The 23,621-nt window shown below is 41.7% G+C and carries 23 protein-coding genes; 13 read left to right on the top strand and 10 right to left on the bottom strand.

Translation table 11 applies throughout. The annotated features are described in order from the left end of the window. Positions 1-87: 87 nt before the first annotated feature. The 3 genes from NPA43_RS09540 to NPA43_RS09530 form a co-directional block, all read right to left on the bottom strand. Positions 88-1,575: a sodium:solute symporter family protein gene (locus NPA43_RS09540; RefSeq protein WP_256498701.1), complete on the bottom strand. Its 1,488-nt coding sequence runs from the start codon at positions 1,573-1,575 to the stop codon at positions 88-90. After that, the gene (locus tag NPA43_RS09535; protein WP_099727906.1) at positions 1,575-1,778 is read right to left on the bottom strand and encodes a DUF3311 domain-containing protein; all 204 of its coding nucleotides are present in this window, start codon (positions 1,776-1,778) and stop codon (positions 1,575-1,577) included. Before NPA43_RS09535 ends, NPA43_RS09540 begins: the two co-directional genes overlap by 1 nt. 228 nt (positions 1,779-2,006) lie before the next feature. Further along, positions 2,007-2,624 (bottom strand): nitroreductase family protein, encoded by a 618-nt coding sequence (locus NPA43_RS09530; RefSeq protein ID WP_256498700.1) that lies wholly within the window; start codon positions 2,622-2,624, stop codon positions 2,007-2,009. Between the two features lie 139 nt (positions 2,625-2,763). Here NPA43_RS09530 and NPA43_RS09525 point away from each other — a divergent pair, with 139 nt between their 5' ends. Both NPA43_RS09525 and NPA43_RS09520 read left to right on the top strand, forming a co-directional pair. Then, positions 2,764-3,096: a winged helix-turn-helix transcriptional regulator gene (locus tag NPA43_RS09525; RefSeq protein WP_256498699.1), complete on the top strand. Its 333-nt coding sequence runs from the start codon at positions 2,764-2,766 to the stop codon at positions 3,094-3,096. Between the two features lie 75 nt (positions 3,097-3,171). Further along, positions 3,172-3,393, top strand: coding sequence for a hypothetical protein (locus NPA43_RS09520; protein ID WP_060697072.1), 222 nt, complete (start codon positions 3,172-3,174; stop codon positions 3,391-3,393). Between the two features lie 40 nt (positions 3,394-3,433). On the opposite strand, the gene NPA43_RS09515 is transcribed toward NPA43_RS09520, so the two are convergent. Continuing rightward, positions 3,434-3,907, bottom strand: coding sequence for an Hsp20/alpha crystallin family protein (locus tag NPA43_RS09515; RefSeq protein ID WP_099727903.1), 474 nt, complete (start codon positions 3,905-3,907; stop codon positions 3,434-3,436). Between the two features lie 95 nt (positions 3,908-4,002). Here NPA43_RS09515 and rarD point away from each other — a divergent pair, with 95 nt between their 5' ends. The 4 genes from rarD to bshB2 all read left to right on the top strand — a co-directional run bounded on the left by rarD (position 4,003) and on the right by bshB2 (position 6,299). Continuing rightward, on the top strand, positions 4,003-4,908 hold the full coding sequence (rarD, locus tag NPA43_RS09510; protein WP_371930239.1) for an EamA family transporter RarD: 906 nt from the start codon (positions 4,003-4,005) through the stop codon (positions 4,906-4,908). 78 nt (positions 4,909-4,986) lie between these two features. Beyond that, positions 4,987-5,268 carry a hypothetical protein gene (locus NPA43_RS09505; RefSeq protein WP_249705120.1) on the top strand — a complete coding sequence of 94 codons (282 nt, stop codon included), beginning with the start codon at positions 4,987-4,989 and terminating at the stop codon, positions 5,266-5,268. After that, positions 5,265-5,615, top strand: coding sequence for a YojF family protein (locus NPA43_RS09500; RefSeq protein WP_008346474.1), 351 nt, complete (start codon positions 5,265-5,267; stop codon positions 5,613-5,615). The genes NPA43_RS09505 and NPA43_RS09500 overlap by 4 nt, the downstream gene beginning before the upstream one ends. A gap of 18 nt (positions 5,616-5,633) precedes the next feature. Further along, the gene (bshB2, locus tag NPA43_RS09495) at positions 5,634-6,299 is read left to right on the top strand and encodes a bacillithiol biosynthesis deacetylase BshB2 (RefSeq protein ID WP_230030287.1); all 666 of its coding nucleotides are present in this window, start codon (positions 5,634-5,636) and stop codon (positions 6,297-6,299) included. 45 nt (positions 6,300-6,344) lie between these two features. Here bshB2 and NPA43_RS09490 read toward each other — a convergent pair whose 3' ends face one another. Continuing rightward, positions 6,345-7,712 (bottom strand): MATE family efflux transporter, encoded by a 1,368-nt coding sequence (locus tag NPA43_RS09490; RefSeq protein WP_256499673.1) that lies wholly within the window; start codon positions 7,710-7,712, stop codon positions 6,345-6,347. Positions 7,713-7,771: 59 nt separating this feature from the next. Continuing rightward, positions 7,772-7,897, bottom strand: coding sequence for a hypothetical protein (locus NPA43_RS09485; protein WP_003215647.1), 126 nt, complete (start codon positions 7,895-7,897; stop codon positions 7,772-7,774). Positions 7,898-7,979: 82 nt separating this feature from the next. Here NPA43_RS09485 and cdaS point away from each other — a divergent pair, with 82 nt between their 5' ends. From cdaS to odhB, 7 genes are all read left to right on the top strand, one after another. Continuing rightward, the gene (gene cdaS, locus NPA43_RS09480) at positions 7,980-8,606 is read left to right on the top strand and encodes a sporulation-specific diadenylate cyclase CdaS (RefSeq protein ID WP_099727899.1); all 627 of its coding nucleotides are present in this window, start codon (positions 7,980-7,982) and stop codon (positions 8,604-8,606) included. Positions 8,607-9,010: 404 nt separating this feature from the next. Continuing rightward, positions 9,011-10,297: a C40 family peptidase gene (locus NPA43_RS09475; protein ID WP_249705118.1), complete on the top strand. Its 1,287-nt coding sequence runs from the start codon at positions 9,011-9,013 to the stop codon at positions 10,295-10,297. Between the two features lie 81 nt (positions 10,298-10,378). Continuing rightward, complete coding sequence (locus NPA43_RS09470) at positions 10,379-10,957, top strand: superoxide dismutase family protein (RefSeq protein ID WP_099727898.1); 579 nt, start codon at positions 10,379-10,381, stop codon at positions 10,955-10,957. An 89-nt stretch (positions 10,958-11,046) separates the two neighbouring features. Continuing rightward, positions 11,047-11,925 (top strand): ATP-binding protein, encoded by an 879-nt coding sequence (locus NPA43_RS09465; RefSeq protein WP_249705117.1) that lies wholly within the window; start codon positions 11,047-11,049, stop codon positions 11,923-11,925. Positions 11,926-11,936: 11 nt separating this feature from the next. After that, positions 11,937-13,853 (top strand): vWA domain-containing protein, encoded by a 1,917-nt coding sequence (locus NPA43_RS09460; RefSeq protein ID WP_256498697.1) that lies wholly within the window; start codon positions 11,937-11,939, stop codon positions 13,851-13,853. Between the two features lie 224 nt (positions 13,854-14,077). Then, positions 14,078-16,912: a 2-oxoglutarate dehydrogenase E1 component gene (sucA, locus tag NPA43_RS09455; RefSeq protein ID WP_099727895.1), complete on the top strand. Its 2,835-nt coding sequence runs from the start codon at positions 14,078-14,080 to the stop codon at positions 16,910-16,912. 14 nt (positions 16,913-16,926) lie between these two features. Beyond that, a complete protein-coding gene (gene odhB / locus NPA43_RS09450) occupies positions 16,927-18,183 on the top strand; it encodes a 2-oxoglutarate dehydrogenase complex dihydrolipoyllysine-residue succinyltransferase (RefSeq protein WP_256498696.1) in 1,257 nt (418 codons plus the stop codon). A gap of 34 nt (positions 18,184-18,217) precedes the next feature. Here odhB and NPA43_RS09445 read toward each other — a convergent pair whose 3' ends face one another. From NPA43_RS09445 to NPA43_RS09430, 4 genes are all read right to left on the bottom strand, one after another. After that, positions 18,218-19,168 carry a bile acid:sodium symporter family protein gene (locus NPA43_RS09445; protein WP_256498695.1) on the bottom strand — a complete coding sequence of 317 codons (951 nt, stop codon included), beginning with the start codon at positions 19,166-19,168 and terminating at the stop codon, positions 18,218-18,220. Positions 19,169-19,317: 149 nt separating this feature from the next. Beyond that, on the bottom strand, positions 19,318-20,139 hold the full coding sequence (locus tag NPA43_RS09440; protein WP_256498694.1) for a superoxide dismutase: 822 nt from the start codon (positions 20,137-20,139) through the stop codon (positions 19,318-19,320). Continuing rightward, complete coding sequence (locus tag NPA43_RS09435; protein WP_256498693.1) at positions 20,132-22,006, bottom strand: terpene cyclase/mutase family protein; 1,875 nt, start codon at positions 22,004-22,006, stop codon at positions 20,132-20,134. Before NPA43_RS09435 ends, NPA43_RS09440 begins: the two co-directional genes overlap by 8 nt. Positions 22,007-22,110: 104 nt before the next feature. Continuing rightward, the gene (locus NPA43_RS09430; protein WP_256498692.1) at positions 22,111-23,595 is read right to left on the bottom strand and encodes an aldehyde dehydrogenase family protein; all 1,485 of its coding nucleotides are present in this window, start codon (positions 23,593-23,595) and stop codon (positions 22,111-22,113) included. Positions 23,596-23,621: the final 26 nt, after the last annotated feature.

Raw genomic sequence — 23,621 nt, 5'->3', positions numbered from 1 at the left:
TCGTGAGCACCGGAGCGCAGACCTTACAAAGAATGCGAGGGTTTGTCTACACGCTGAAAGCAGTCCTCATTAGGGCACTGCTTTTTCTTATTTTGCCATCGTTGCTGCTTTTTCGTTGTCCTTTTCAAACAGATCATTTGTAACTGAATTGGATGTGACATTCTTTTGGAAGAATGGATTCAACATCAAGATGACCACAACGTTTGCTAGTAAACCGAGAAAGCCCTCATAAAGGCCGAACGTTACTTGTGTAATATTGGCTGTAAAGGTGACGATAATCCCTACGACCAGCCCTGCAATGGTTGCTTCTCTAGACTGTTTTTTCCAGAACAAGCTGATCGCAATCGCTGGGAAAATTTGAACCATTCCTGAAACACCGATCAGCTGGAGCGTGACGAGTGCAGTTGGGAAGAGCATCCCGAATAAAAGGGCCAGCCCGATGACAATAAACACCATCGAACGTGTAATGATGGTTAATCTTTTCGGTGTCACATTTGGATGGATTAAGTCACGGTATAAATTATTCGCAAATAAATTCGACGCGCCAATGGCCATGATGGAACATGGAATGAGAGAAGCCAGCGCAATCGTTGAATAAGCCAGCCCCTGCATCACGCCGCCATATGACGTTTGAATTAAATGAAGAAGAGCAAATCTTGGATTAGTATCTTCTGGTAAGACTAAAAATGCAATAAACCCAAGGAAGATGACCAAAATCAATACAATGTTATAAAGAGGCAAAAATATGCTGTTTTTACGGATGGCATCTGCGCTTTTGGCTGTAAAAACACCAGTTGCCGCGTGTGCCCACATAAAAAGAGCAAGGGCAGAAACGCCTGAAGCAGTAATGAACCACAAAATGCCTTTAGGACCGCCTTCAGGTATCGTCAGAAGCTGTGGTGCTTCCTTGACTAACGTATTCATCATAGGTGTCCATCCGTTAAAATGAATGATTGGCAGAGAAACCACCATAAAGAGCATGATCACCCAAACAAGAATATCCTTAATAATGGCTGTATATGTAGGTCCTTTAATACCGCTGAAAAATGTATAAAGTGCAACTAAAATAAATGAAATAATAACAACTGCATTCACATTAATATAACTAGTTCCAGCGACAGTTAACGTATCTTGAATCCCGCTCAGCTGAAGACAAATATAAGGAATAAGCATAAGTACACCAATAATGGCAATCAAACTCGATAACAGCTTGCTGTCAAACCGCTCACGTGCATAATCAGCAAGGGTTGTAAGCTTGTGATTTTTCGCAACTGTCCAAAGTTTCGGTAAGAAAAAATAAGCAATAAAATAAGCAAGAACCGAATAAGGGATAGCGAAAAAAGCGACACTTCCAGCTGTATAAGCTGTACTTGTGAGCCCTAAAAAGGTATAAGCTGTATATAAGTCTGCGCCAACGAGGAACCAGACGAGTAGCCCGCCGAATTTTCTCCCGCCGACAGACCATTCTTCTACCGACTGTCTTGACGATTTGTCACGACCAGCGGCAAATCCGATGACCACGACGATGAAAATAATACTTGCAGTAATCAATAAAGCTGTTAAATTTCCTTGCATTAGTCAGTTCCTCCATTTGAATGTTGCATCCGGTAAATGATAAATGTACAAACTGGTGTGAGAACAATCCATAGTAAGAGCCAGAAGTGGAAAAAGGGCAGCCCAATCACAAATGGATGAATACGATTCACAAAGGGAAGTAGTGCGAGCTGTCCGATGAAAGGAATCGATATAAGTAGTGCCAGCATCAATTTTTTATTCATGTTTTCCTCCTGAATATTTTGTAATTTCATAATAATAGCAGTTGTCAGATTAGATCACAAGACCATTTTCAGAAAAAACAATCATTTTTGAGAATACCATACTAATATAACGCTTTCATTCGCAAAAAGACAGAAGAGTGAAGAGGGGGATTTGAAAAAAAGTATGGAGGAATAATATTTAAAACAAATAAAAAAGCCCCAGCATGAAAGCTGAGGCTCTGCCATTTTTTATAGGAAATCAGATACTTCTTCGATGTCAAAACGATTGCTTTTATGAGCTTCTTTTGCTGCTTTACCAACTGAGATCAGCATGACTGGTTCGTAGCGGCCGCTCACATTGAATTCTTTGATGTACGCTTCTTTACTAAAACCACCCATTGCGCATGTATCATATCCCATTGCTTTAGCAGCAATCATTAATTGCATAGCAGCTAATGATGCATTTGAATACGCTGCTTCACGTGCATACTGCTCACTTTGGTAAGCGCCATTAATTTGAGTCATGAGTGTTTCTTTAATATCTTCTGTAATGAAGCCTTGTTCTGCTAGCTCACTGTAGATTTTTTCGCCATTTTTATTGGCTTCAAGGTCACCTAACACTGCAATAACAGCTGATGCTTGTGAGACTTGCTTTTGGTTGTAAGCGATTGGAAGTAACTTTGCTTTTGATTCAGCACTATGGAATACAGTGAAATGCCAATGCTGAAGGTTCCACGCAGATGGTGCTTTTGTTGTAACATTAAGAAGTTCTGTTAGCTCTTCTTTTGTCAATTCATGAGTTGTATCATACTCTTTTACTGAAGCTCTTTCTTTTAAAATTTCAATCGTTTTTTGATCGCTCGCCATATGGATATTTCCTCCCGTTTTTGCAAATAGTATGGTACAATAAATAAAAAAGTGAGAAACTTACTTATTGTAACTAAAGATATTTTAAATTGTATACCGTTAGTTTGTCAAACAATCAGGAAAAGAAAGGCTGAAATATATGGAATTCCAATTATGTCCACACATTCAGCAAGCTTTTTTACTTCTTGGCAAGAGGTGGAATGGTCTCATTATTCATGTATTGCTTGATGGTCCAAAGCGGTTTAAAGACCTGACGGACATTATTCCATCCATCAGTCAAAAAATGCTCGCAGAACGCTTAAAAGAGCTTGAGCAAGATGGAATTATAGAGCGAATTGTACTGCCTGAAACGCCTGTCAAAGTCATCTATTGTCTAACCGAAAAGGGGAATGCATTAAACGGTGTGTTTGGAGAAGTATCGCGCTGGGCAGGGGAATATGCTGGATCTCATGAAAAAAAGGAGCAAGCCTAGTTTCAGGTTTGCCCAAACGTTTTGTCTCCTGGTGAATATGCTGATGTTAGGCACATGACAAAGGAGGAGAAATGCATGTACCCTCATACTCCGTATTTTCGAGGCGGCGCCCCTGGCATTCCGCCATATGAATCCAGAGTCCCTTTGTTTTTTGGTTTTGGCGCTCCTTTAGTCGGCGGACTGCTTGGCGGATTTCTAGGAAGTGCGATTTTTAATTATCCTCGTCCATATTACCCGCCACCACCACCACCGCCTGCTCCACCACCTTATGGCGGCGGATATCCACCATATTATTAAGAAAAAAGAGTAAGCCTGCTTCCATATCAAAGCAGGCTTTTTATAATGGAATATCAATTTCAGAGATCCCCGGATCATCATGCTTTAAGAACATAATTTCCAAAATACCCTCTTGATACGAAGCCTTCGTTCCTTTTCTTTTCACGGCAGCAGGCAGGACGATCTTCTTTTGTTCATTCTCTTCAGGAAAATGATCAATAAACAGCAGATTGGCTGTATGTTTGATTTTCACTTTTTCTGTGTTCGGACGAGCAAGCTCTATTTTGACAAACACGTGATCAGTTGTTTCAAACACTTCAACATTCGGCTCTTTCTCTTTTTTGACGTCTGGCTCTCTTGTTTTTTGATGCTGAGACAGCGGATCCTGGAAGGGGAACTGAGCAGAATAATTGGAGCCGAATACACTTTCCATCACTTGATTGACATATTGCTCAACGTCTTTAGGATCTGAATTTTTTAAGGCTTCTTTTGAAAATTGCTTTTGAAAAGGGAATAATCGGTTCCAGTCAAACATGCAAATCATCCTTTCTAAATGCCCTGAATTAGTATATGCCCATTCACCTGAGTGCGTGCTATAATATACGATAGGTTTAGAAAGGAATGGTTAGATTGAACGAACAGCAGCAATCAAAAGGTGTCCTGTATACTGCAGCATCTTTTACATTATGGGGGCTATTCCCATTATATTGGAAACTGATGGAGCATATTTCGTCAGGCGAAATTTTAGCGCACAGAATCGTATGGTCATTTGTTTTTATGTGTGGTATTCTCCTTTATTTAAAGCAAGTCCGCCCAGCAATACAGACTGTGAAGGGGCTGATGATGGATGGAAAAGCACTTTTCTCATTACTTTTATCTGCTATTTTAATTTCGGTCAACTGGTATGTGTACATTTGGGCAGTCAACCATCATCTCATGCTAGAAGCAAGTTTAGGATACTATATTAATCCGCTAGTATCCGTTTTATTAGGCATCCTTTTCTTGAAAGAACGACTGAATAAAATGCAAACGATCGCGATTCTCATTGCCGCCGCTGGTGTGATCATTTCAACGGTTCAGTACGGTTCATTTCCTGTCGTTGCTTTCTTATTAGCCTTTAGTTTTGGTTTCTATGGACTGATTAAAAAAAGGATGAGCTTTACGAGCGCGATTGGGTTAACGATTGAAACGCTGCTTCTCGCACCGGCTGCACTTGTTTATTTATTATTCTACTTAAAAGAACCTGTGGTGACCATGAATCCAAACAGTTTCGGATCGCTGGGCCTCTTATTTTTTGCAGGGGTTTTTACGGCTGTGCCGCTACTTTTATTTTCTGAAGGCGCAAAAAGGCTTCCTCTTTATCAAGTCGGCATTTTGCAATACATTGCACCGACGATTACGCTGTTTTTAGGGCTATTTGTGTATCACGAACACTTATCTGCAGCAAAAATCTTGACGTTTTTCTGTATTTGGGTGGCCATTTTACTGTTTACCACCTCACAATTACGCATGAAAAAAACAGCGAATTCTCATTAAAGAGAACAAGCAGTTTGCTTTTTTTTAAAGGCAGATCATGTCATAATAAGTTGTTACCAAAACTGTAGAGGTGATCACATGTCATCAGCCAATGAGCTTACAGCCGCTTATCGATCTTTATGGAAAAATCGTCAGCTTGATGTCGATGATATGTCTTCTTTATACGAGGCCATACGTGATGATTTACTGGATGCTCGCACCCATCCGCGGGCGAGAAAATCGTTACATCAAAAGTATGTGCTCGCTGTGGAGAGAATATTAGAAAGTGAGCTTGAGCATGATCATCAATTGCAGCTGATCAGCTTACATACGAAAAAGCTGCGAGAATTAATTCAAAATGAAGGAAGGAACCACTCATGAAACCAATTCAAACGGAAGATGTCACTGCACATCTTGAATCGTTTTTAAATCGTCCAGTCTTCGTTCATCTTGAAACGACAACTGGTTCTTATTCAGCTCATGTAAATGAACAAAATATGACGGTCGTGGCGTATATCCGCAATGCGAAAGTTGTCTATTCGCAGGCGAAAATAAAAGGACAAGGTCCGTACCGTGTTGGAATGAAAACAGAAGATGGCTGGATTTACGCAGAAGGCTTGACCGACTATGTGTTTGATGAACAAGGCCGCCTGCTATTAGCAGGGCACTTGCCAGACGGGAAACTAGCGATCTCATTACAAATTAGTGAAACACCATTTCAGGTGTAGGAGAAAGGGTGACGAGTGATGAACGAACATGTATTAGTGATGCTGCCTCACCCCGATGATGAATCCTATGGGGTCGCAGGTCTCATCGCACAAAGCAGAAAACGCGGAATTCCAGTCACGTATGCATGCGGGACACTTGGGGAAATGGGCAGAATTATGGGCAGCCCACCATATGCCAACCGTGAGACACTTCCTGAATTACGAAAACAGGAATTAATCAATGCATGCAAAGAAATGGATGTCACGGATTTACGTATGCTTGGACTACGTGATAAGACGCTCGAATTTGAAGATGATGAGTATTTGGCGGATGTGATGGAAAACATCATCGATGAAGTCAAACCAACACTTATTGTCACGTTTTACCCAGGACACGGTGTACACCCTGATCATGATGCGACAGGGGAAGCCGTCATCCGTGCTCTTTACCGCAAGAAAAAAGAAGACCGTCCTGTCACATACTGCATGGCCATTACGAGAAATAGAGAAGAAGTGCTAGGAAATGCAGATATTGTGATCAATATTACAGATGTAGCAGATATCAAATTAAATGCACTGAGAGCGCACAGAACACAAACAGAAGGCATACTGAGAGAAATTGAGCAGAAACTGAAAAACAAAGAACCAGTCGTCCAAAAATGGTTGGATGAAGAAATTTTCTGGACGTATCAATGGAATGACTAATGAAAAAGGCAGCTGACAAGGATCAGCTGCTTTTTTGTGTCGTATTTAATGATTGGGTGCATGTTTAAGTTGAATCAGTCGTTTTTCAATCAACCTGAGACGGATAAAGAGGACGATTGCACCAGCGGCAAGCCCTGCAATGAGACCGATCCAATAGCCGAACGCCCCAAATGAGGTATATGTGCCAATCAGGTAGCCGGCAGGAAGCCCGATGACCCAGTAAGAGAAAAAAGCTGCAATGAGTGTATAGTTCACATCTTTATAGCCGCGAAGAGCCCCTTGAATCGGTGCAGCGATCGCATCTGACAACTGGAAAAAGATTGCGTAAATCAAAAAGTGCTGTGTCAGCTGTAAAACAGCCGAGTCAGTTGTATATAAACCTGCGATCTCTGGTCTAAATAACAAAATGAGTGCTGCCGTACATAATGAGAATAAAACAGCAGTTCCAATTCCAATATAGCTGTAGATTTGTGCGTCTTTATACCGCATGGCACCGGCTTCAAAGCCAACGACGATCGTTAAAGCCATTGAAATACTAAGCGGTAAAATGTATAAGATAGAAGCAAAGTTCATTGCTGCTTGGTGACTGGCGATCGTCACGGTATCAAAGTGACCCATTAAAAGCGTGACAGCTGCGAAAATGCTCGTTTCAAAAAAGATCGCAAACCCAATAGGGATACCGATTTTCAGTATTTGCCCCATACGGGAGATGTTGAACCGAGGCAGTTTTTGAAACAAACGAAATGAGGCAAATGGTTCTGCCTTGATGACAATACAAATGCTCATGATGAAAATGGCCCAATACGTCATCGCAGATGCAAGGCCAGCCCCTGCACCGCCTAGCTTTGGCAAGCCAAAATTCCCAAATATCAATAAATAATTTAAAACAAAGTTAATAGGAAGTGCTGTTAACGTAACAAACATCGTCACACGTGTTTTCCCTAATGCATCAATAAATGACCTCAGCACTGAATAACCAAACAGCGGGATGATCCCAAAAGCAAGAAAGCTGAGAAAATGCCGGGCAATATCCTCAACGGATGGGTCAAGACCAAGTCCTCCTAATATGAAAGGGACGCTAATCGTTCCAATGACGATCACAACGACACTTAAAAGAAAGGATAAATAGATGGCCTGAAAGACAGCCCGAGGAACGTCTTGTTTTTGGTCTGCACCCATCAGCTGGGCCACAATCGGAGTAACGGCCATTAATATACCGGCAAGCCCTGTATAAACAGGTGTCCAAATGCTGGAACCGATCGCGACACCCGCAAGGTCTTCTGCGCTCACCTTTCCAGACATCACCGTGTCTAAAAACGTAATAAGCGAAAGACCCGCTTGTGTGATTAAAATCGGGATCAAAATGGTTAGAAATTGTGTCAACTTTGTTCGAATGCTATTTGTTTCTCTCATCATCAGTTCCTCTCTGAACAGAAATAACGAGAGGAATTATATCATGCTATGTAAAAAAATCAATTCTCCGTCGGATTATTTTTCTTTGATGGCTTCGTTTTTTTAAACATTTGGGCATAAATAAAAGAAAGACTGACAACACCTAAAATGCTGCAAGCATATTGAATGACTTTCTGAATGGTCATATTGAGTTCACCTCCATACAAATAGAATGTGCACAATTTGTTATTTTATGACACAAGCCAAAGAAGGAGGGAAATGGTCAAGATGTTAAATCGCACAAACGAAGAAGCGATGTTTAAATTAGAAATGAAATCACATTTGATGCAAATCATGATGGATGCAAGGAAAATTGCCGATTCACTTGATGAGACGGAACAATGTCTTCTTTGTGACCTCGAATCATTGCATGATCAGTTTAATGAAATGCATGCAGAGGCTTCCTCGTTTTATTTACAATCATATATGGAGGAATTCACGCCTGGATTTGCTCAATTTTCGTTAGCGATTGAGCATTTATCTAAACAAAAGCACGGAGCGCTTATTGTGATTCAAAGGAGGGATGAAGTCGAGGATTTTATCCAAAGAGGCACAAACCTCCATGCGAAAATTAGTGCATCATTAATAGAAAGCATTTTCTATCCGGGAAATCCACTTCATGATGGTGCTCTTTTAGTGAAAGAAAATACACTCGTTTCCGCTGCAAATGTGCTGCCGCTCACCTCAAAAAAAGTCAGTCCTTCTCTTGGCACAAGACACAGGGCGGCCATCGGTCTTTCTGGGATGACCGACGCACTGGTTCTCGTTGTATCAGAAGAAACGGGAAAGATGTCGTTTGCTAAAGAAGGAGTGCTTTATCCGCTCACCGTGAAAGATCCGGAAATAAGAAAATAAAAACGAATCGCTGCATTCTTCATTGGGAAGGATGCTTTTTTCATTTGAGGAGAAAAAACAGCCAATTAAGTAAAAAGTCATTTGATACAGAAAAATTTGTCATGTAGAATAGAACTATGAAACTAGCAAAGTGCTTGTTTTGACATATTTCTAAACGTCAACTTAAAAATTCCTTAAAAAATGTTTATAAATACAGCAAACAGCCGATAGAAACGATATGGCGTTGTTTTAGCATTTTGAGTTTGCTGCTCTAACCTATTTGTTATTGCCCAACGTCTTCATGTCGAGTAATATAATAGAAATAAAGATAAAATAGTGCAAGAGAAGCAGAACCGTTAAATGCGAAACTCAAAACTAGTACATAAGTTTTGTTGAACGAAATCATGAAAGGCGGAGATTCATCTATGAAGAAAAAAGTAGTAACCGGCCTCACAGTTTCAGCGATCGCAGGCTCAGCTGTTATTGCTGCACCGGCAGAAGCACAGACGATCAAGGTGAAAAGCGGTGACTCACTTTGGAAGATTGCCGAACAGTACAATACAAGTATTTCGGAGCTTCAATCTCTTAATCAATTAAAAACGACGATGATTTTTGCAGGACAAAGCTTAAAGATTCCTGGCGCAAAAAGTAAAAAAACCAGCTCATCAACAGGCTCAAAAGCGACGAAATCAGGTGCTTCAACGACATCTAGCTATACTGTAAAGCTTGGAGATTCACTATGGCTGATTGCGAAAAATCATAAAATGTCAGTCGCAAGCTTGAAAAGCCTAAACAGCTTAAACAGTGACCTGATTCGACCAGGTCAAAAGCTGAAAGTCTCTGGGAGCACGAAGACGAGCGGCAGTCAGTCATCAAATTCAAACTCAAGCAATAAGACGACGAACTCAAATAGTTCATCATCATCTAGTACATACAAGGTCAAATTAGGCGATTCCCTTTGGAAAATTGCGAATTCGTTAAATATGGCGATTGGTGAAATCAAAACATTAAACGGATTAAAATCTGATATGATTTATCCGAATCAAGTATTGAAAGTAAAAGGGACGGCTGCATCAAAACCAAGTCAGCCGAAAGCCCCTGCTAAACCTAGCAACCCGTCTTCAAGCGGGAAAACAACATCTTATACCGTAAAATCAGGTGATTCATTATGGAAAATTGCGATTCAGTTTAAGGTGCAGGTTCAATCCATTCGCACGGCAAACAGCCTGAAAAGTGATGTGCTTAGAATTGGACAAGTGTTAAAAATTAATGGTACGGCTTCCGGCTCTAATGGTTCTACGTCTAACGGTTCAACAACTCCGGTCAACAATAACAAAACCGATGTTCCAATGAATGCAAAAATCACGACGATGATCCAAGAAGGTAAAAAGCTGACAGGAATTCCTTACAGATGGGGCGGTAATACACCAGCTGGGTTTGATTGCAGCGGCTTTGTTTACTATCTCATTAACAAGGTTTCATCTGTATCTAGATTAAGCACAGCGGGCTACTGGAATATGATGACGCCTGTCAGCACACCGCAAGTTGGAGATTTTGTTTATTTTACAACATACAAAGCAGGTCCTTCTCACATGGGACTATACCTGGGTGGAGGAGATTTCCTTCATGCAAGTGACAGCGGAGTAGGTATTTCGAACTTAAGTAACTCATATTGGAAAAAAGCCTATTTAGGTGCAAAACGTTTCTTCTAAAAAAGCCGGTTTTCGGCTTTTTTTGTTTGCCCTCTCATGAGATTGTCCATACTGATAACAAAAGGAAAAGGGGGCAGTCATATGAAAAAGTCAGTGTGGACGATCATGATGTGTTTGGTCTTTCTCGTATCAGCATGTCATGCACCGCCGAAAAAAGAAATGGCAGAAGAAAGTCATGAAGTTGCAGCACCTAAACAAGCGCCGGTGACCACTTCATTGATCAATGAAAGTGGGCAGAAAATAGGAAGCATCGAAGTGAGAGAATCTTCAGCAAATGGTCTGGATCTACACGTAAAAGCAAAAGGGTTACCGCCAGGTCCTCATGGCTTCCATATTCACGAGACAGGTGTATGTGAAGCGCCAGATTTTGAAACGGCAGGTCCTCATTTTAATCCAACCCATAGGGAGCATGGCTTTGACAACCCAAAGGGGCATCATGCTGGAGATATGCCTAATTTAGAGGTAGGAGCAGATGGCCAAATTGATGTCGTCGTCAATGTACCAGATGTGACGTTAAAGGGAGGTCCGAATCAATTAATCGGTCAAAATGGGCGAAGCTTTATCATTCATGCAGAAGCAGATGATTATTTAAGCAACCCTTCTGGAAACTCTGGAAAGCGAATTGCTTGCGGAGCGATCACAAAAGAAATGGTAAAATAACAGAAGACGAACCTTTATGTATTGAGTGCATAAAGGTTTTTTTAGTATACTTGGTGAGGAAAATGATCGAAGAGAGGAATTAATCATATATGTTCAACCAACAATCACTCCCAGAAGAAATTCAAGCAATGATCGAAGCAAAAGCAAAAGTGCTAGAAGAAGAATTCCGTCCGCTCATTGGAACAGGCGGCTATGAATCACAGGATACTTCTATCATTCAAGATGCCATGATTGCACTAGCACTAGGAAAAAACGTTCTATTAAAAGGGCCAACTGGCTCAGGTAAAACAAAACTAGCAGAAACTTTATCCGCTTTCTTTCAGCAGCCGATGCACAGTGTGAACTGCTCGGTTGATCTAGATGCAGAAAGCTTAATTGGCTATAAAACCATCCACAATGATGGTCAGATCGCTTCTATTGAATTCATTGAAGGACCCGTTACAAAAGCAATGAAAAAAGGCCACCTTTTATATATTGATGAAATCAACATGGCGAAACCGGAAACCCTGCCTATTTTAAACGGTGTACTCGACTACCGAAAAATGATGACAAACCCATTTACAGGTGAGGTTGTCAGAGCAGAAGAGGGCTTTGGCGTGATTGCGGCAATCAACGAAGGGTATGTTGGCACAGTGCCTCTAAATGAAGCCCTGAAAAACCGTTTTGTTGTCATTGATGTTCCTTACATCGGCGGCGGCATCCTGAAAGATGTCCTTCAATCTCAATCTGTTTTAAAGGATGAGCGGTTAATCGCCCAATTCGTACAGCTCTCATCAGACTTGATTACACAAGCACACAATGGACAGGTCAGTGAAGAAGCAGCATCCATTCGCGCCCTCTTAGATACATGTGATCTTGCGCAATATATCCCGCCGCTTCGTGCCATTGAACGAGGGATTGTTGAAAAGCTAGAAGATGACCGGGAAAAAGCAGCGGTAAGAAATATCGCCCAAACATTATTCGAGTGAGGTTCTGACTTTTGAAATTCATCAAATTTAATGACAGCAGAATCGATTCATTTCTATTTATGGAATTAACAGATTTAGCCAAAACGTTAGCGAAAAGTGATGATGTCGAGCTTGAATACGGTGTGCAGTCCTACTATGAACCTTTTGAAAAGAAAATTTTCATCAGCCATTTTTGGGATGATCGTAATCAAGAAGACATGACAGCAGGGCTAAAAAGTGATGTTTTCCTGCGTGCAGTAGGGACAGTCTATAGTGATCTCACTGTATTTGAGGACATGATCCGCTACGCCCACACATTATCCATTCCTAATGTATGTAAACAATTGTTTATGCTGTTTGAAGATATCCGGATTGAAGAGCAAATTAAACGCGACCGCCCAGGAACAAAAAAGGTGTTTAAACGGAGAAGAGAGCTTTACAGGCGTCACTTTAAGACGCAATTAACGATTAACCAAGAACGAACCATTTTAACGGATGCACTCTTTTGTGCAATGTATGTAAAGCTGACAGCTGATTCACCGCTGGAAGAGATTCCGCCCCTTCACGAGCAGATTCATCCAATGATTCCGTTTATTGAGTCAAGTCTTGAACGTGTATATGAAGCAGGTTCAACATCTGACATCGCAACCATTGTAAAAGGATTGACAGAAGGCTTTGATGAGCTTCTTGAAAAAGATATGCTGAATACGTACTTTTTCTTTCCAGAATTGGACTATGAAAAAGCGGCAAAAGAACCGCTGTTCCATGACTTAAAAAGAAAACCTAAATTAAGTGAGGACATCAAAGTCGACCGGGAAAAACAGGGGGATGAAGACATCCACCAAGAATATATGGAAGTATGGCATAGGGAAACTGAAGCGCCATCAAAAAGCTTCCTTCAATTTGATTTAGAACACGGCGGGAAAAGTGATCTCGGCAAGGATGCAGCAAGAGAAGGTGACGATGGAGACCAGGCGCTTGGAACTGTTCAAGGCTCTGCAAAACAAACACATCGAAAAGATTATTCAAAGCTCGAAGCATTAGAAGAGGCTGAAGGCGAAGAAAGCGGAGCAGGTGCTCATGAGAATGGAAAAGAGAACAAATATGCGTTTCCAATTATGATATCACCAGACCCGCCTGAGCCAGAGCAAATAGATGTGTACAAGCAGCATGCAAAGGCGATTGAGCCTTACCAGAAACGCTTAAAGCAGATGATTCAAAAAACACTTGAACATAAAAAATCATGGCCGAAAACGGATCTTCATGCAGGCCGTCTGAGTAAAAAGCTCATTCGCTATTTTACAGAGTCTAACCCGCGTCTTTTCTATAAAAAGCAGGCACCGTCTTCTCAAATTGATGCTGTTTTCACCTTATTAGTTGACTGTTCTGCAAGCATGTTTGACAAGATGGATGAGACGAAAAAGGGAATTGTTCTATTTCATGAAGCCTTAAAATCCGTTCAAGTACCACATCAAATTGTTGGGTTTTGGGAAGATACAAACGATGCAACAGAAACAAGCCAGCCGAACTATTTCAACACAGTCGTGTCGTTCAAAGATTCTTTATTTGATGCAGGACCTTCCATTATGTCACTTGAGCCAGAAGAGGATAACCGGGACGGCTATGCGATTCGTCAAATGACGAAAATGATTTTAAAACGAAGAGAAGAGCAAAAGTTTCTCATTGTATTCTCAGACGGAGAGCCAGCCGCGTTCAGCTACGAACAAAATGGGATCGTGGATACACATGAAGCAGTTCTTGAAGCGAGGAAAAAGGGAATTGAAGTGATCAACGTGTTTTTATCCAATTCGCCGATTGAAGAAGCACAGATGAAAACCATCCAAGATATGTATGGCAAGTTCAGCATTTTTGTACCAGATGTCGATACATTGCCAGATGTCTTATATCCATTATTGAAGAAACTGCTGCATAAAAGCATTGGGGCATAAGGTTTTGCCCCTTTCTTCAAAATATTTTTCGGAATGATTTAAATTTTTTGTTTTTCTGTGAATTTTTTATCTTTAATTGAACAAAGAATGTAGAAAGTAATCCGAAACAGTGGTAGAATATTATTGGAAGCGTTTTATTACATAAATTTGGTCATTGTGTTCTGGAAGTTATATCGAGATAGTGTTCAATCACTTGATGATCAAAGTTGGGGGTAGTGTTCAAAATGTTTCAAAATGATGTGAAACAACCGTTGAGTTGGGAAGAATTTCATGGTCCGAACCTCGGCTATGTGCTCGAGCTCTACGATCAGTATGTCCAAGATCCTAATAGTGTTGACGAAGATCTAAGAGGCATATTTGATGAACTTGGTGCACCACCGAGTGAAATGAAGGAGGAAATTGGGAAAAAAGAAAATAATGTAGTTACTTCTGAACAAATCCAAAAGATAGCATCAGTCGTTAAACTGGCAGAAGACATCAGAACGTATGGCCATTTAAATGCTTCCGTCAATCCTCTTCGCAAAGAAAAGGAATTACAAGAGCTGTTCCCTTTAAAGGAGTACGGTTTAACAGAAGAAGATGTCAAGAATATTCCGATATCGATTATTAGTGCAGACGCACCAAAACACATTTCAAACGGCATAGAAGCCATTAACCATTTGAGAAATACGTATAAGCGCACCATTTCATTTGAGTTTGATCACGTGCATGACTTCGAAGAACGAAACTGGCTCTCAAGCTCTATCGAGTCTGGTGAACTATTTAAGAAAAAACCAGCGGATAAACTAGTTTCTGTATTCAAAAGATTAACAGAAGTCGAGTACTTTGAGCAGTTCCTGCATAAAACATTTGTTGGGCAAAAGCGCTTTTCTATCGAAGGATTAGATGCACTTGTCCCAGTACTTGATGAAATTATATCAGAGTCTGTTACACAAGGGACTTCAAATATTAACATTGGAATGGCACACAGAGGCCGTTTAAATGTATTAGCACATGTTTTAGGAAAACCATATGAGATCATTTTCTCAGAATTCCAGCATGCGCCAAATAAAGAGCTTGTTCCATCAGAAGGCTCTATTGGCATTAGCTACGGATGGACAGGGGATGTCAAGTACCATCTTGGAGCTGATCGTCAAATTAAAGACGAAGATACAAAGAGTGCGAGAGTCACGCTTGCTAATAACCCAAGTCACTTGGAGTTTATTGACCCAATTATTGAAGGAAGCACACGTGCCGCTCAGGAATTACGTACTCAAAAAGGCTATCCAGTACAAGACGTTGAAAAAGCGTTAGCCATCTTAATTCATGGTGATGCGGCATTTCCTGGAGAAGGAATTGTGGCAGAAACATTAAATTTAAGTCAACTTGTAGGCTATCAAGTTGGTGGAACCATCCATATCATTGCAAACAACATGATCGGGTTCACAACGGAAAGCAATGAATCTCGTTCGACGAAATATGCAAGTGACCTTGCAAAAGGTTTTGAGATTCCAATTGTGCACGTCAATGCAGATGATCCGGAAGCATGTTTAGCGGCTGTTCAGCTAGCTGTAGAATACCGCAAACGCTTCAAGAAGGATTTCTTAATTGACTTGATCGGTTACCGCAGATATGGTCATAACGAAATGGATGAGCCTTCTACAACTCAGCCAATGCTATATGATGCAGTCAGAAAGCATAAAACGGTCAAGAATATCTTTGCAGATAAACTTGTCACAGAAGGTCTTCTGACAAAAGAACAACGAGAAGAAATCGAGCAGGCTGTGACGACGAAGATAGAAGAAGCCTATAAAAAAGTGCCTTCAAAGAAAGAACATACGATTCAAGAAATCGAACTGCCAGAGCCTGTATCTAATGGCTTCCCAGCAGTGGATACATCAGTAGAATTTGATGTATTAAGAAAGCTGAACGAAGAATTAATTAGCTGGCCGAAAGATTTCCAAGTATTCGGTAAGCTAAAGCGGATCCTTGAAAAACGTGCAAAGGTGTTTACAGATGACCGTAAAGTGGAATGGTCACTTGGTGAAGCACTCGCATTTGCATCTATATTAAAAGACGGTACGCCAATTCGAATGACCGGACAGGATTCAGAGCGAGGCACATTTGCTCAAAGAAACCTTGTTCTTCACGACAGTCAAACGGGAAATGAATTTATTGCTCTTCATGAACTGAGTGATGTGAATGCATCATTTACAGTCCATAACAGTCCACTGTCGGAAGGCTCTGTCATCGGATTTGAATATGGTTATAATGTCTATTCTCCTGAAACATTAGTGATTTGGGAAGCTCAATTTGGAGACTTCGCAAATGCGGCTCAAGTGTATTTCGATCAATTTATTTCAGCAGGCCGCGCAAAATGGGGACAAAAATCAGGTCTAGTCATGCTCTTGCCGCACGGATATGAAGGACAAGGTCCTGAACATTCAAGTGGAAGAACAGAGCGCTTCCTGCAATCAGCTGCTGAGAATAACTGGACAGTTGCGAACCTGACAAGTGCAGCGCAATACTTCCACATTCTTAGAAGACAGGCAAAAATGCTGCTTCGTGAAGAGATTCGTCCGCTTGTCATCATGACACCGAAGAGTCTGCTTCGTAATCCGAACACATTGTCTGAAGTCCAAGAATTAACGGATGGACAGTTCCGTCCAGTTCTTGAACAGCCAGGTATTGTGCATGATCATGAAAAAGTTTCACGACTCGTTCTATCTAGCGGGAAGGTATCGATCGATATTAGTGATCGTTTTACTCAAATGGAAGAGCCAAAAGATTGGCTTCATATTGCAAGAGTGGAACAACTATATCCATTCCCGGCCAAAGATATTAAAGCAATTTTAACGAAACTGACAAACTTAGAAGAAATCGTATGGGTGCAAGAAGAACCACAAAATATGGGGGCTTGGGGATACATTGAGCCATATTTACGTGAAATAGCGCCTGAAAAAGTAAAAGTACGTTACATCGGCCGAAGAAGACGTTCAAGTACGGCTGAGGGTGATCCAACTGTGCATAAAAAAGAACAAGAACGAATTGTATCTGATAGCTTGACTCGCAAAAACTAAGGGGGAAATGAAAAATGGCGGAAATTAAAGTACCTGAATTAGCGGAATCGATCTCGGAAGGAACGATTGCTCAATGGCTAAAGCAGCCGGGCGATTATGTTGAGCAGGGAGAATACCTGTTAGAACTTGAAACAGATAAAGTCAATGTCGAACTGACAGCCGAAGAATCTGGCGTACTCAAAGAAGTACTGAAAGATTCTGGTGACACTGTACAAGTTGGAGAAGTCATCGGAACCATTGCAGCAGGTGAAGCTGGCGGAAGCGAGTCCGCAGCTCCAGCACCTGAGCAAGATTCTGCACCAGCTTCGAAAGAAGAACCGGCAGCTGAACAAAAAGAAGCAGCAGCAAAAGAAGAGCCGAAATCTGGTAATGGCAGAACCATCGCTTCTCCTGCAGCTAGAAAATTAGCAAGAGAGAAGGGGCTAGACTTATCTGAGATTCCAACCGTAGATCCGCTGGGCAGGGTACGAAAGCAGGATGTAGCTTCTTATCAAAAGAATGAAGCACCTGCAAGAGCACCAAAAGCCGCGCCACAAGCAAATGCTGCGGTGCAGAATGATCAAGCAGGAAAACCAGTTGAGCGTGAAAGAATGTCACGCCGCAGACAAACGATTGCAAAACGCTTAGTTGAAGTTCAACAAACGGCTGCAATGCTGACAACATTTAATGAAGTTGATATGACAGCTGTGATGGATTTAAGAAAGCGTCGTAAAGATGCCTTCCTTGAACAAAATGATGTGAAACTTGGCTTCATGTCCTTCTTCACAAAAGCAGTTGTAGCAGCACTGAAGAAATATCCGCTTCTTAATGCAGAAATTCAAGGTGATGAACTTGTCTTGAAGAAATTCTACGACATCGGCATCGCTGTCGCTGCAAATGAAGGACTTGTCGTACCGGTTGTCCGTGATGCAGACAGATTGTCATTTGCCGGGATTGAAAAAGAAATTGGTCATCTTGCGAAAAAAGCAAGAGACAACAAATTGTCTCTTAGTGAGTTACAAGGTGGATCATTCACGATCACAAACGGCGGAACATTTGGTTCTCTGCTTTCGACACCAATTTTAAACAGCCCTCAAGTTGGGATTTTAGGAATGCACAAAATTCAGCTTCGTCCTGTTGCGATTGATGAAGAACGTTTTGAAAACCGTCCAATGATGTATTTGGCTCTTTCTTACGATCACCGTATTGTCGATGGAAAAGAAGCAGTTGGATTCCTCGTCACGATTAAAAACTTGCTTGAAGATCCTGAGCAGCTATTGCTTGAAGGATAATGATCGACATGAAAAGCTGGCACCCGTTAAGGTGCTAGCTTTTTTTCTTTTCGATTTCCTGATTTCCTCGTTTTGACCAATATGTCGCAAGCCAGGATCCAGCTAAATTATGCCACACACTAAAAATCGCACTTGGTACGGCTGCGAGGGGCGAGAAATGTGCTGTTGCAAGAGCTGCGCCCAGGCCAGAGTTTTGCATGCCTACTTCTATCGAGATGGCTCTTCGAGAAGGAATATCCATTTTGCACCATCTTGCAATGAGGTAACCAAATAAAAGACCGAGACCATTATGTAAAACGACAACTGCAAAAATAAGCAAGCCAGATTGAAGAATCTGCTCTTTATTTGCACTGACAACTGCTGCAATGATCACCACAATTCCGGCAACAGATACAAGCGGGAGTGCTTGAACCGCATATGTCACTTGTTTTTTAAAAAACAACTGAACGATGACGCCCAAAATAATTGGAATCAGCACAACTTGTACAATCGACAAAAATAGAGCACCCGGCGATACTGGTAACCAAGATCTTGCAAAGATTAAAATAAAGACAGGGGTCAAAAAGGGAGCAAGGAGCGTCGATATGGTGGTGACGGCTACAGATAATGCCGTATTTCCTTTCGCCAAAAAGGTCATGACATTGGATGCTGTACCACCTGGACAGCAGCCTACGAGAATAACGCCTACAGCGATTTCAGAAGGCAGCCGTAATCCATAAGCTAACAAAAAGGCAATAAGCGGCATAAGTGTGTACTGCGTCAGAACCCCGATCAACACATAGAGAGGTTTTCGAAACAGCTCTTTAAAATCTTCAGCAGACAGGGTAAGCCCCATCCCAAACATAATGATACCGAGTAAAAAAGGAATATAAGGTCCAATCTTAGAAAATTCGGAAGGAAAGGCAAACCCAAGACACGCAAATACAATGACCCAAATCGCAAAGGTTCTTCCTGCAAAGTGACTAATAGTTAATAAAATCTTCATTCATTGCTTCAGCTCTCTTTCCTCACATATCTTTCTTATTTTAAATGAATTTTCTGAAAAAACAACCCATTCTTTAGATGGGTTTCAATAATAAAATTATGTAAACTGAAAATACTCCACATAGGCTTGTGCCTACATAGAGTAAAATCTCAAAATGGTGTCCATTTGACTTGTTGCGCTTGTTTAAGTCTTGCTTCTGGCTCACGCCAGTCAACTACATTCCACCACCTGTCTACGTATTGCGCCTTTTCATTCCGATATTGAAGGTAGTAGGCATGCTCCCATACATCAAGGGTCAGAAGAGGGATGACATCCCATTGCGATAAAAGCTGATGACGTTCTGCCTGTAAAATTTCTAAACGCTGTGTTCGGGGCACCCATACGAGAATAGCCCAGCCAACACCTTCTACTTGTTTAGCAGCTGCTGAAAATTGGGATTGGAATGCGTCATAGCTGTCAAACGAATGCTCAATGAGGCGGAGCATTTGACCAGTAGGCTTTCTTTTTCCTGAAGGACTCATGGAAAACCAAAAAATACAATGTAAATAATGTCCCGCCCCATGAAAGGCAAGCTCACGTTCCCAGTGCTTGATCATCGTAAAATCATTTGTTCTTCTTGCTTTTTTTAACGCAAGCTCAGCTTTGTTCAGGCCATCGACATATGATTGGTGATGCTTCTGGTGGTGCAAATACATAATCTCTTTTGAAATATAGGGTTCTAGTGCTTCATACCGATAAGGGAGAGGTGGTAATTGGTGACCTCCAGCTGCTACATCTCGCAGTGCTTCGGGCTGGTTCATGTCAACTGCAATACTTTCAGCAAGTTCATACCACTCTTGTTCACTTGAGCGCTCATCATTCATTTTTAACAATAAATTTTCTGTTTTCTGACGGATTTTTTCATCTTGAACCACGTTTTGAAAAGAGCTAAGCCACTCTTTGAGCTGCATTCGATATTCTTCCTTATTCATTGATACGCCCCATTTCTTCTAAAAATGTGGAACAAGCCATCATTGGAAATACAAAAGGATAGCTATGATAGGTGATATAAAACTGCTTTGGAAGGCCAATGCCCACTGGATAGTACAAGGCTTCATTGGAATGCTGATGATTCACCAAAAATGAAATGGCTTTTAAAATCGATTTGTCATCTGGCTTCTCATATTGCAAAAGAGCCTCTGCGGCCCAAGCAGTTTGAACCACTGTGCCAAATGGGAGCGGGACAAACGTTTTTACCTCTGCACTTTTGCACGATTCTCCGAAGCTGCCATCTTCTAGTTGAATCTGTTTTAAGAAACGGCACGCTTTTTGAACGGCAGGGTGTGAGTAGGGGATGCCCGCAGCTTTAAGTCCTGTTAACGCTGCCCAGGTTCCATAAATATAGCAAACGCCCCACCTGCCAAACCATGATCCGTTTTTCTCTTGATGTTCAAAGAGCCATTTTACACATTGATCTTTCTGTCTAAGAATTGATGGAGAAATGTTTTTCTCCTCGAGACCAATAAGATGAAGCACGCGGCCTGTAATATCGGGAGTAGATGGATCAATGGCCGCATCCTCCGCAGATTCGAGCGGGAGATGACGAAGCAAGAAGTGATCTTGATTTTTTTCGAAAGCAGAAAAGCCGCCATCACGGTTTTGCATGGAAAGGAGCCAATCAAAACCTCGTCTCCATTGAACAGGTGCGCATGCTTTAGGAATGGCTTTTAACACAATTTGGGTGTCATCACAATCAGGGTTATTCGTATTGATATCTGAGAAACCAAAGCCCCCCGGAGCGGCATGGCGGTTATGAAACGCCCAATCTGCTTTCTTCATTTGCTGCCGATTCAGCAAGTATGTAAAAGACTTTGTGATAAGGGGCTCTTCTCGTTTTCTGCCTGCTTTTTGAGAAGCAAAACTGACAAGCGCAGTATCCCAAACTGTGGATGTAGAATTCTCAGCATACAGCTCGCCTTGACAGGAGCTGACAAGCTTTTTCATGCCTTTCACCGCTTTTTGGATAAGATGATATCCCGGAGAGTACCCAAGGCTCATGAGCGCATAGACCATAAAGATGGTCGCACTTAAGTAGCTGTACAGCGTGCCATCCTTTTCAAGACGGTCAAACATATATCGTTTAGCCGCTTCATACCCGAAAAAGTCCAACCGGCTGTCTAAGGCTACATATGATCGCATATACGTCAAAAAGTGGTGAGTTGAACGTTCTTCTCTTGCCATAAACCAGTCAAATGGATTTTTAGACATGCTCTCATCAAGGTGTGCTAAGGATGGAAACTTTGCATGAGAGGTATACCGCTTATTCAGTGCAATCATCATCGGCACAAAATGAATTCTTGCATATGCACTAAGATGGTAGAAGTGCAGCGGAAAGTATGTAGGGATGAGTAAAAAAGAAAGTGGTGCATAGAAGTAGGGCCAAGGGTGCATTCCGTTTACGGCGAGCATCCACTTTGTCATAAAATGAACGTTCTTTAAACCACCTTTTGATCGAATATATTGTGCTGCTTTTTCCATATGAGGCTCATCTTGTTGAAACCTGCCTGAAACGAGCATTCCGCAATAGCCTTGCACTGTGGCTGTTAAATGTCCCGTTTGATCATGATAGAGAGAAAAGGAACCATCCTCATTTTGCTTCGCGCGTATCGCTTCTGCCAATTGACGAATGAATGCCTGATCTGGATCGCCGACAGCCTTTAACAGCATAATTAAAAAAGCATTTGTCATCATGGAGCCTTCAAAGCAGAAAACAAAAGCGCCATCTTCTCGTTGTCTGCGTTCTACTTGTTTGTGCAGTTCCTCAATATACTCGTTTACTCTCGTTTTGAAACCTTGCATATTCGGCTATGCTCCTTTCCTTTACTACTATATTCAGGAGCCTGCCTGTCACATGCAATCACAAAAAAGCCGATGACATTGCCATCGGCTTTGCTGCTTGTCTATTAATCTTGGAGGTTAATCCATACACTTTTCACTTCAGTGTAATTATTCAACGCATACGAACCCATTTCTCTGCCTAAACCTGACTGCTTATATCCTCCAAACGGGGAGGCGGCATCAAAGACATTATAGCAGTTGACCCAAATTGTTCCTGCTTCAAGACGTGCAGCAATATCAAGGGCATGCTTTAAGTTTTCTGTCCAAAGTCCTGCGGCTAATCCATAGTCAGATTGATTGGCCCGTTCGACCACTTCATCAATGGAATCATAAGGAATTGCGGATAAAACAGGTCCGAAAATTTCTTCCTTAGCGATGGTCATGTCATCTTCTACATCCTTAAAAACAGTAGGAGAGACGAAGTAGCCTGCTTCATAAGGGCAATCACCACCGACAACGGCTGTTGCACCTTCTGATTTACCTTTTTCGATATAGCCTAATACGCGTTCGTGCTGCTCTTTACTCACAAGAGGTCCGATTTGCGTATCTTGATGGAGACCGGCGCCTTGCTTAAGTGATGTCGCATATTTGGCCATTTGATCGACCACTTCATCGTATTGGCTCCGGTGAACAAAGACCCGTGAACCTGCACAGCATACCTGGCCTTGGTTAAACATGACGCCGTTTAAAGCACCTGGAATGGCTTTCTTTAAATCTGCATCTGGTAAAATAATGTTTGGCGATTTTCCGCCAAGTTCTAATGTGACGCGCTTAATGGATTTAGCGGCTTTCTCCATGATTAATTTCCCAACACTTGTTGATCCTGTGAAGGCTAGCTTGTTGACATCAGGGTGATCGGTAAGTGCATTCCCGGCTGTTTCACCGAATCCAGGAACGATGTTAATTACGCCTTCTGGGAAACCGGCTTTATCCACTAATTCAGCTAAATAAAGAGCAGAAAGTGGTGTTTGTTCTGCTGGTTTTAAAACGATAGTGCAACCTGTTGCGAGGGCAGCACCCATTTTCCACATGGCCATCAGCAACGGGAAGTTCCAAGGAATGATTTGTCCCACAACACCAACAGGCTCATGGCGGGTATAATTAAAATAACCCTGACTGACAGGAATGGTTTGTCCAGTCATTTTTGTGGTCCAGCCTGCGTAATAGCGCATGTGCTCAATGGCGAGAGGGACATCCGCATTTGTTGTTTCATTAATTGGCTTTCCGTTATCAAGTGTTTCAAGCTGAGCAAGCTCTTCTTGATTTTCTTCCATTAAATCTGCAAGCTTAAACATAAGCCGAGCGCGTTCAGCGGCAGACATTGAGCGCCAAGGACCATGAAAGGCTTTTTTAGCAGCTTTCACTGCCTCATCAATATCAATCGCACCTGCTTCATATACATCAATAAGGGTTTCGCCTGTGGCTGGGTTAGGAGTAGAAAAGGTTTTATGATCGTGACTTGTGACAAACTGGCCGTTGATGTAGAGTTTTTTTGTCCCTTGGAGAAAAGATTCGAGTTTTGAACTAATTTGAAGTGTTGTAGAGCTCATAAATAAACAAACCTCCTTAAAGATAT

The organism is Bacillus pumilus, from assembly GCF_024498355.1.
Classification (GTDB): Bacteria; Bacillota; Bacilli; order Bacillales; family Bacillaceae; genus Bacillus; species Bacillus pumilus_P.
Note: the sequence above shows the minus strand (reverse complement) of the source record. Positions and strands in the feature narration are given on the sequence as shown.